This window comes from Streptomyces sp. NPDC090032 (assembly GCF_044748025.1).
Classification (GTDB): domain Bacteria; phylum Actinomycetota; class Actinomycetes; order Streptomycetales; family Streptomycetaceae; genus Streptomyces.
Genome location: NZ_JBIVFF010000001.1, coordinates 810,821 through 819,234, shown reverse-complemented (window position 1 = coordinate 819,234; position 8,414 = coordinate 810,821). Strand labels below are relative to the sequence as shown.

Genomic DNA, 8,414 nt, shown 5'->3' with positions numbered 1-8,414 from the left:
CCGGCAGCGCGTCGCTTTAAACCCACACGCCCCCCACCACCCCGGGGCCCCCCCCGCAGGCGCCTCCCTTCAAGACGCGCCCCCCCGCCGGGGGGGGCCCCCCCCGGGGGGGGGCCCCCGCCACCGGATCTCATGGCACTGAACAGTCAGGGCCCGGTCTGGGCCAGCTCCTCCTTGCCCCAGGCAACGAGAGAAGAGTGCACATACCCGGTAACACCAGTGCCCTTCATCGTCACCTTGACCCACGCCCCGTCGCCCCCAGCCCAGCCATGCGCTGTACAGGTGTCACCCTTGTACGCCGTACCGATGGCTGAAGCACTCTTGCGCGGCTGGGCGCGGACCGTGGCCGAGGATGCAGTGATGCGGCAGAAGTCCTTCTTGGCGACCACCTGTGCGACAGGCGCTTGCCCGGCCGGGGCGGCAACTGCGGGAGACGACATGGCGATCAGCAGGGCGGCGAGCATTCCGACGGTGAGCGGCAAGACGTGGCGGCGTGACAACAGACATTCCCCTCCGGCGTGTTCAGCCCCCGTATGGTGAGGGGCGTCGCAAATCTCTCACCTACCAGCCGCGCTTTGACCAATTTCTAGATCGATTACATCGTTTCGAGTGATTTTCCCTAGATCACCCCGGGCGGGGGGTAGGCCAGCAGGCCAGGCAGAACGGGTCGACGGTGCGCGGTTCCCGGGACCGTCCTCGCATGCGTCTGGCGCTGACTTCAGCGCGCCACTTCGACTGAAGGGCGCCGGGCGCCGCAGCGCGAGGCAGTCCATCGGAGTAATACCGGGCGAGGTTGATCCTTAGGTGGACGTCCGGCTTCCATGCCTAGTTGCGACTTGTCCTGCAACACGGCAGTCCCAGTCTGGCGGGAGGACGCTGATCGAGGACAGCAACACCACCTGAAACGTGTCGTCCCCGCCGACGCCGCAACGCGCAGGCGCCCGGATCTCACGGGCGGAGATCTCACGGCACGGCGAGGAATTGCGCGACGCACCGGATGCCACGGAAGCAGCGTCTGCGTTGCTTGAGGAAAAGATCCAACTCATCGACACGCGCATGGCCGAGCTCGCCACCCTGCGAGCCGACCTTGAGGTGCGCGTCGGCACCGGATACCCGTTGCATGCGACCGATTGAGAAGACCTCACTGATTGCACAAGAGGTGCGGGGTCCGTCGGACTGCGGAGAGCAGGCTGCGCACGTGATCCCACCCGCAGTCGCGCAGTTGGGAGCTCACAGCACGGGACGCTCCGGCATGGGCTGCTCTACGCCGTCCAGCTCCAGCGTGCATCTGGGCTTGAACAGGGCGAGGTGCGGCTCTCGTATCCGGACCCGGAACGGGCGGGTGGGCTCTTCGGGAAGTTCGCCGGTCAGCACGCTCGTCCCGGGGCCGTGCCCTGGCTGGCATGCGACCACCTTTCCGTTGACCAGGAGCTCGATCTCTCCGCTTCTTCCGGGCCCGACGTTCACGGTGATCGAATGGTCACCCTTATCTAGGTGGAAGTGGTAGCTGTGCTCCATGACGCACCTCCCAGTACTGGAGGTACGTCCAGCCTAGATCCGGTGCTCTCCTTGCCCGTACTTGCGCAGCGAGGTGATGAACGGAGTTCACTGGACCGGGAAGCGCGCGTCCCCTGGGCCTCTCGCCGACCGCGGGGAGCGACAATGGTGGTGGGTGCCGTGCTGGTCGGTTTGCGGAGCGCAGGTTGCGAGATCCTGCCCGGTGGACCGGTTCCGGAGCCGGCAGGAGACGACGATGAACGGCTCGGTCCGTGTCGGACAGGTGGTCGGGATACCGCTGCGCATGCACTGGAGTGTGCCGGTGCTGGTGGTTGTGTTCGCGTACGGTCTCGGCCGCCAGACCCTCCCCGTATGGACTCCAGGGCGCTCGGATGCGGTGTACACCTTCGCCAGTGCCGTAGGGGCCGTGCTGCTCATGGGCAGCCTGCTGCTCCACGAGACCGCGCACGCGGTGACTGCCCGCAGGAAGAAGATCGCGGTCGAGGATGTGACGCTGTGGGCGCTGGGCGGGATGACCCGGATGGGGCGCCCGAAGACCGCGGCGGTGGCTTTTGCCGTGGCGGTCAGCGGGCCGCTCACCAGCCTGGCCATTGGGGGCTCCGCGCTCGGAGCGGGAATCGGGCTGCACCAGCTGCCGGGCTGGGCGGTGCCCGCAGCCGTTCTGGTGTGGCTGGGCTGGGCGAACCTGTTCCTGGGCGCGTTCAACCTGCTGCCCGCTGCGCCGCTCGACGGCGGAAGGGTGGTGCAGGCGGCATTGTGGTGGCACACCGGAGACCGGGAACGTGCGGATCGGGCGGCCTCCCGAAGCGGTCAGGTCGTGGGTGTGCTGCTGGCGGTTGTCGGCTGGATAAGCCTCCTGCACGGAGGGCCGGGCGGGCTGTGGCTCATCTTCGTCGGCCTCTTCATCACAGTCGTCGCCGGTGCGGAACGGCAGCGCGCCGTGATCCACACGGCACTGAGGGGCGTGCGGGTGGACAGTGCCATGTCCAGCCCGGTGACCACCGGTGCCGACTGGCTGACCGCCCAGCGGTTCATCGACGAGGTGGCAGTGAAGTCCCGCCATTCAGCCGTGCCGCTGCTCGATTTCGAGGGCCGTCCCAGCGGGATCGTTCAGGTACGCAGGCTTGCCGGGATACCAGAAGCGCGCCGGGAGGATCTTCGTGTGTGCGAGGTGGCGATCCCGATGTCTCAGTGCGCGGTTGCCGCTCCGAGTGATCTTCTGAGTGAGGCTCTCGACCGGCTCCGCCCGAGTACCGGCATGCGCATTCTCGTCGTGGACGACGGCCATCTGGTGGGGATCATCACCGCGAAGGACATCTCACGGCTGATGCAGCAGCACACTCTGCGGGGCCGAGGGTCCAATTGATGGATCCATGGAAGATGCCACACGCAAGTCGGCGCTGTACGACGTCACCCTACGGCCGGCGCTCAGCGCACGACAGTCCGCGAGGTATACAAGGGGCGCAGCACCGTCAGCCGCTCCGTCAACCGCCTGAAGAACTGGCGCGGGCCGGCAACCCGTTACAAGAAGACGGCCACCGTCTACCGGGCCGACCTCCTCATCGCGGGCATCTATACCGGTGCCGGCACGATGACCAAGGTCAGCGATGGATAGACCGGCTACCAGGCCATCAGCTGAGCAGACTCCAGACCGGGTCATGTGGGTGGCCCACACACCAGCAAATACGGCCGAGCATGAGCAACACCGTGGCTCCGGGGCAGCTCACGGCTGTGCCGGCGGGGCAAGTTCGGCTCCGTCGAAGGCGAGTTCCGCTGGGACGGCATCGTCCAGGGCTCGGATCAGCCGCTGCCCGCCGCGATACCAGGCGGGGTTGACTCCGACGTTGCAGCCGCAGCGTCCGATCAGGTTGCGCTCGGGACCCCATCGTTCGAGTGCAATGACGTCGTCGAAGCGGAGTTCGTGGTGGGCGCTGGGTGTGCATGAGACCACTGACTTGTCGGTAAGGATCACCCAGTGCCGGTCCGTGGTGCGCCTGAGCATGTGTTTGGCCAGAGGTTGTTGGAACGCCTGTCCCCACGGAGGGATTTCGTCCCAGGTCCAGCAGGAAGTGCACCATAGACGGCGGCCGTCGGGGCCCGTGAGGTGAAGTAGTAGACCTTGTGGGACGACCAACTGGGCTTGTTCCATTGCTCGTTGCCAGGTGTCGCGTACGTCCCGCGGGGTGACGCACTCCAGGGCGCGGCGCCGGCTGCCCTCGTCGAGGAATGGGGTCCCGAACAACTCTGCACGGGCTGCGTCGTCGAGGGTGCGCAGCTTCTCAACGGCTTCTTCCGGCGGGGCGCTGTGCCGGGCAACCTCGGCTGGAGCGGGTTCGTTCGTGGCCAGAGTCATTGCCTCCGACCACACCGTCGCAGCCACACGCTCAGCATCGCTCGCAGGGGTAGAGGTGAGGAGGAGACGCACGACCGTGACGGAGTCGTGCAGCGCTACGGCCGCCTCAGCTGGGGCCTTGCGCAATGGCTGGCCGGTGATAGCGGCGGTCACCCGTTCCCGGAGAATCCGGTGGGCGACTGTCGCCGCCGCGGATCCGACGGGGGTCTCAACGGACAGCGCGACGCCGTCGATGTTCCGGTGGGTCCAGGTGGCGCGTGATTGGCGGGCCTGGGGTGCGGTACGACGTGGGCGATCGCCCGGGGGCAGAGGGAGCCGCAGGTCCGCGGGGTTCGGTCCGGTCAGGGTCAGGACGGCGTTGGCCTTTGTGAACCAGGCCGCGGCGTGCTCGAGCAGCATGTCCGGTGTGGGCAGGTACTGCCCGCTGCGCTCGTGACCCTCCAGGCCGGTGGTCTCGGTGCCGTACCGGGCGTTCAGCGCACCGGCGCTTCGTAGGTCCAGGCAGCTCGCGACCTCGCCGTCGAGCGTGTGCGCCACTTCGCTGAGCCGGCCGACTGGCAGGTCGGACAGTGCGACGCAGAGCACTTCCAGGCAGTCGGAAACTTCCTGGTGGGTACCCGAGACGGCGAACCGAGTCTCCTCGAGGCTGGTGGACACCACAAGCTCTGCCGGCTCCGGTATCTGCTGTCGTGTCTCATGTGCGGCAAGGGTGGCGACCAGTCGGCTGATGCCGAGCGTGCGGTACGTCTCGTCGCGTGCACCGATGCCAAAGCGCAGGGTCGCGTGGAGCGGTCCAGGCTCGGAGAGCCGGAGGACGGGGACGCCGTCGACGTGGCTACGGTGCATGTCCGCACCCTAACCAGGACGTCCGTTCGCCCCTAGAGCGGGCTGCCGTGCCTGCGGCCGGACCTTGGCGGCACAGCGATGCGAGGCGGCTTGAGGCACTTGTTCAACGCCGTCCTGTACAGCCCGCGTGACCGCAGCCGCCACAGAACCCGCCTGTGCTGCATGCGCAGGTGCAGGGGCCTGCCGGGCGGCGCCATGCGCTCCGTGTCGGGGCCGGGGTGGGGTGCGGCAGGTTCAGGGTGGCGACGGGGCGGGTTTCGGTACGGAGGACAGCCTCCGCCACCAGTGTGGTGCGCTCCTCGTACGGGAGTTGATCGAGTTCGGTGAGGTGAGCAAGCAAGCCAGTGTCGGTGAGCCGGGCGGGGTGGTAAGGATCGGCGCACAGCAACAGACAGCGGGCCGCCTCCTTCACCGCCCAGCTGCGCGCCTGCAACACACCCTCGAAGAGTTCAGCCTCCTCGATGCCGGCGGCAGCTTGGACGAGTACGTCCTTGAGGTGGGTGGTCGGCTGCCGTCCTGCAGTGACGGTGAGCAGGGTGTGCGTGTGGGTGAGGATCCGGTGCGCCGCGTTGCGGTAGTGACGGGGCGGGTGGATTCGGGGCATGGGTGGCATATCTTCCGAGAGGACGAGGGCAGCACTGGGTTTCGGGACGCGTCGACCGATCCGTGCCAACTGAGCTGTCCGTCCCCCGGGGCCCGAGGGTGGGCGCCGGGGATGCGGCGTGTGGTGGTTGTCAGGGGGTGGTCTCGTGGGCGGTTCGGTAGGTGTGAAGGACGAGACCGAGTTGGTTCAGCTGTTGGGCGCAGCGTGCTGCGAGGAGGTCGGTGCTGTGCCCGCATGGGCCGAGTAGTCCGCTGACGGGGATGAAGGCTGTGGTGCGGCGGTCGTCGAGGGCTTCGGTGAGGCGGTCGCGGGAGTACGCGGCTTGGAGGCGCAGTCGTTCGTGGAGCCGGTCGGCCTCCCGGGCGGTGTTCAGGACCAGTTGGGCCAGGGCAGCGTGAGGGCCGTCGGCCTGGGTCTGGGTCCGCAGTCGCTGGTTGGCGTCCGGGCCGAGGAGGTCGTGTACGGCCTGTTCGCCGGGGCCCTGTGGGGTAGCCGGTGTTGAACCCGTGGTGTGCGGAGCGGTCTTGGCGATGTCGTGTACCCGGCTGGGCTGGTTGGTCATGGCTGGTTGCCCTTCGTGCTGCGGGGTTTGCGGGGTGGCTGTTAGAGCTGTTCGCCGTAGGGGCAGGTGTTGGTGTGGGCTTGGTCGCGGTCGAAGGTGTCGGGGGTGCCGCCCTGCCGGTCGCAGTCGGCGATCTGGAGGGGGCCGCGTGCCAGGTACTCGCCGAGGTCGGCGAGGTGGCGGACCATCGCGGCCGGGACTTCAGCGGTACAGGCCGGGCAAGGCCCGAGCAGTTCGAAGGGCTCGTCTTCGTAGACGGGGTAGCGGAGGAGGAAGCGGTACTTCTCTGCGGTGTCGGGGCAGGTGGCGGTGGCCAGTACCGGCTCGCCGGGTGTGGTGTGGCGGCGCTGCCAGTCCGGTTCGGTGGTGATCTGGTCGAGGCCGAGTCCGAGGAGGGCGGCCAGGCGGATCGCGGTGCGGGCGTGTTCCTCTCCCCGGTAGCGGCCGTGCGGGCTGACGGCCATGTTGTGGCGGATGAACACGGCGGCAGCGTGGGCGCGTTCGGTGATCGAGGTCATGGCGGGCTCGCTCCTTCATGGTGAGTTGATGTCTCGCGAGCGGGGCCGCCCGCCGGGTAGGTGGGCGGCCCAGGGGTCGGTTCTGGCAGGGGAACCTGCCCGGGCGGGTCAGGTGCGGGTGGCGGCGGCCAGAGCGGCGCTCGCTGCCGTTGAGATCGCGGTGGCGGCCTGGGCGGGGTCGGTCAACTCGAGGAAGGTGGCCCCGTCGAGCGGGCGGGCGCCGGAGGCGAAGGCGAGCCACAGGACCGCGCACCCGGCGGCGCGCAGGGCGGTAATGCGTGTGGCGGCGCTGGCTGCTTCTTCGGGGTAGTAGTGGCCGTCGGAGGCGATCACCAGGAGGCGGCCTGCTCCGGGGTGGTCGAGGCCGAGTCCGGCGGTGAGGGCATCGATGGCTTCGGCGAGGCGGTGGCCGCTGCCGCTCGCGTCGAACTCGGTGACTCGGGCCGAGGTTTGACCGGGGGCGGTGATCGCGGTCAGGACTCGGTCGTAGGCGACGGCGGCGCTGCGAGAGTCGGGGTCGGTCAGGGCGGTTGCCCGGGCCAGGATCCAGGCGGCCGAGGCGATGGGCCCGGTCGCCGAGCCCATGGACCCGGACACGTCGACCGCAACACCGACCCGTAGGGGTGGAGTGGGGCTGTGCTTGCGTTGGGTGTGGATCCAGGGGGTGGCGCTGGGTACAGCTCCTGCGGCCTGCTGGGCGTCGCGGGCCAGGGCCTGGCGCATGTTCAACCGGCCCGGAGGCGCCGCCGAGGCGGTGATCGAGGGGGTGCGCTCGCGGTAGGCGGCCGCGCGCAGGGCGCGAGCCAGGCGCCCAGCCGCTGCCCTCTCCGCCCCGGTGGGGGTGCGGGTGCCGGTCACCGGGGAGCGCAGCTTGCGGCGCGGGTGCGGGCGCCTGCCGGGCAGGACGGGGCGGGCGCCGGGCGCGAACACCTGCCCGGCGATGTGGGCGGCCTGGCGCTGGTGCTGGGCGTGATCTGCCTTGGCCCGGGCCCGCTCCTGGCGCGCGGCATCGGCCTGCTGGCGCGCGGTGGCCTGGGCGTGTTCGTTGCGCCGTACCGCGCGGACCGCCTGGCCGACCGCCTCGGCCAAGGCGCCGTCCGCGCCGCCGCCTGACGGGGGGCAGGAGCCGGGGATCGGGAGTGGTTCGGGATCCTGGTGGTTTTGGCCGAGTGCCTGGCACCAGGCCAGGCCGTGAGCGAGCATCGCCTCGGCGTCGTCATCTGCCGTGGCATGGGCGGCCGTCCAGATCGCGGCAAGCTGGACCAGGAGCTCGGGACCGAGGATCGCGGTGACCGCCTGCTCGACCGGTTCACTCTCGTCCGGGTCGAGGATTCCGGCATCTCGTCGGGCGAGCAGTAGTCCGGCTACGAAGGCGGCCTGCCACCGGTCGGCCGGGCCCTGGGCCATCACCTCGGCCATCACCACCGTGTGCACCGTGGCCCGCAGGAAGCGCCGGTCGTCGGGGCGGCGCGCGAGGTGGGCTGCCTCGGCGCGGGATTCTTCCAGCATTTCGGCCGCCGCCCGCTGGGCCGTGCCGCGCGGCACAGTGGGGGCGAGCCAGCGGGAGTGCGCGGCGTGCGCGGCCTCGTGGATCATCGCGCCCCAGGCCACCGGGTAGCGCTCCTCGTCCCCGGCCCGCTGCGGGTGCAAGGTGCGGGGGCGGTGCGGGGCGAACAGGGCGGCGTCAATCTCGAGGTTCGCGGAGTGAGGGAAGAAGGCAGCGGGGGCGCCGGAAAGGGTGCCCGGGGCACAGGTCACCAGGATGTCTTCACGGCCTGCGAGTTCAGGCAGGCGCTCGGTCAGCTCCGCCGAGATCCGCATCCACTCGACCGCATCGGGGAGCGGCACCGGGTCATACAGCGGACCGCCGTCGTCCTCCCAACGGGCAAGCGCCTCCTCCGTCTCTGACAGGGCGGGCGGGTGATGGTGCACATGGGTGGGGGCGAGTGTGGTCATCGGAGGGTCCTCTCGAAGCTGCGGCGGGATGGGCGGCCGGGCCGTACCGCCGCCGGG

Annotated in this window: 9 protein-coding genes; 2 read left to right on the top strand and 7 right to left on the bottom strand. The window is 69.6% G+C overall.

Features of this window, described 5'->3' with window-relative positions:
* Positions 1-146: 146 nt before the first annotated feature.
* Positions 147-464, bottom strand: a complete 318-nt coding sequence (locus ACIPWY_RS03510; protein WP_401532129.1) for an SH3 domain-containing protein — start codon at positions 462-464, stop codon at positions 147-149.
* A gap of 442 nt (positions 465-906) precedes the next feature.
* Here ACIPWY_RS03510 and ACIPWY_RS03505 point away from each other — a divergent pair, with 442 nt between their 5' ends.
* A complete protein-coding gene (locus tag ACIPWY_RS03505) occupies positions 907-1,134 on the top strand; it encodes a hypothetical protein (protein WP_401532128.1) in 228 nt (75 codons plus the stop codon).
* Positions 1,135-1,230: 96 nt separating this feature from the next.
* Here ACIPWY_RS03505 and ACIPWY_RS03500 read toward each other — a convergent pair whose 3' ends face one another.
* Positions 1,231-1,518: a hypothetical protein gene (locus tag ACIPWY_RS03500; RefSeq protein WP_401532127.1), complete on the bottom strand. Its 288-nt coding sequence runs from the start codon at positions 1,516-1,518 to the stop codon at positions 1,231-1,233.
* A gap of 235 nt (positions 1,519-1,753) precedes the next feature.
* Here ACIPWY_RS03500 and ACIPWY_RS03495 point away from each other — a divergent pair, with 235 nt between their 5' ends.
* Positions 1,754-2,884 carry a site-2 protease family protein gene (locus ACIPWY_RS03495; protein WP_401532126.1) on the top strand — a complete coding sequence of 377 codons (1,131 nt, stop codon included), beginning with the start codon at positions 1,754-1,756 and terminating at the stop codon, positions 2,882-2,884.
* Positions 2,885-3,241: 357 nt separating this feature from the next.
* On the opposite strand, the gene ACIPWY_RS03490 is transcribed toward ACIPWY_RS03495, so the two are convergent.
* The 5 genes from ACIPWY_RS03490 to ACIPWY_RS03470 form a co-directional block, all read right to left on the bottom strand.
* On the bottom strand, positions 3,242-4,717 hold the full coding sequence (locus ACIPWY_RS03490; RefSeq protein ID WP_401532125.1) for a hypothetical protein: 1,476 nt from the start codon (positions 4,715-4,717) through the stop codon (positions 3,242-3,244).
* 103 nt (positions 4,718-4,820) lie between these two features.
* The gene (locus tag ACIPWY_RS03485; protein WP_401532124.1) at positions 4,821-5,321 is read right to left on the bottom strand and encodes a hypothetical protein; all 501 of its coding nucleotides are present in this window, start codon (positions 5,319-5,321) and stop codon (positions 4,821-4,823) included.
* A 130-nt stretch (positions 5,322-5,451) separates the two neighbouring features.
* Positions 5,452-5,883, bottom strand: coding sequence for a hypothetical protein (locus ACIPWY_RS03480; protein ID WP_401532123.1), 432 nt, complete (start codon positions 5,881-5,883; stop codon positions 5,452-5,454).
* Between the two features lie 41 nt (positions 5,884-5,924).
* The gene (locus tag ACIPWY_RS03475) at positions 5,925-6,401 is read right to left on the bottom strand and encodes a hypothetical protein (RefSeq protein ID WP_401532122.1); all 477 of its coding nucleotides are present in this window, start codon (positions 6,399-6,401) and stop codon (positions 5,925-5,927) included.
* A gap of 108 nt (positions 6,402-6,509) precedes the next feature.
* Entirely contained in the window at positions 6,510-8,357 is a 1,848-nt protein-coding gene (locus tag ACIPWY_RS03470; RefSeq protein ID WP_401532121.1) for a hypothetical protein, read from the bottom strand.
* Positions 8,358-8,414 lie beyond the last annotated feature (57 nt).

Bases quoted from the DNA above. Each gene is read 5' to 3' on its own strand.
- ACIPWY_RS03490 (WP_401532125.1), bottom strand. From the start codon at position 4,717: ATGCACCGTAGCCACGTCGACGGCGTCCCCGTCCTCCGGCTCTCCGAG.
- ACIPWY_RS03485 (WP_401532124.1), bottom strand. From the start codon at position 5,321: ATGCCCCGAATCCACCCGCCCCGTCACTACCGCAACGCGGCGCACCGG.
- ACIPWY_RS03470 (WP_401532121.1), bottom strand. From the start codon at position 8,357: ATGACCACACTCGCCCCCACCCATGTGCACCATCACCCGCCCGCCCTG.
- ACIPWY_RS03500 (WP_401532127.1), bottom strand. From the start codon at position 1,518: ATGGAGCACAGCTACCACTTCCACCTAGATAAGGGTGACCATTCGATC.
- ACIPWY_RS03480 (WP_401532123.1), bottom strand. From the start codon at position 5,883: ATGACCAACCAGCCCAGCCGGGTACACGACATCGCCAAGACCGCTCCG.
- ACIPWY_RS03475 (WP_401532122.1), bottom strand. From the start codon at position 6,401: ATGACCTCGATCACCGAACGCGCCCACGCTGCCGCCGTGTTCATCCGC.
- ACIPWY_RS03495 (WP_401532126.1), top strand. From the start codon at position 1,754: ATGAACGGCTCGGTCCGTGTCGGACAGGTGGTCGGGATACCGCTGCGC.
- ACIPWY_RS03510 (WP_401532129.1), bottom strand. From the start codon at position 464: ATGCTCGCCGCCCTGCTGATCGCCATGTCGTCTCCCGCAGTTGCCGCC.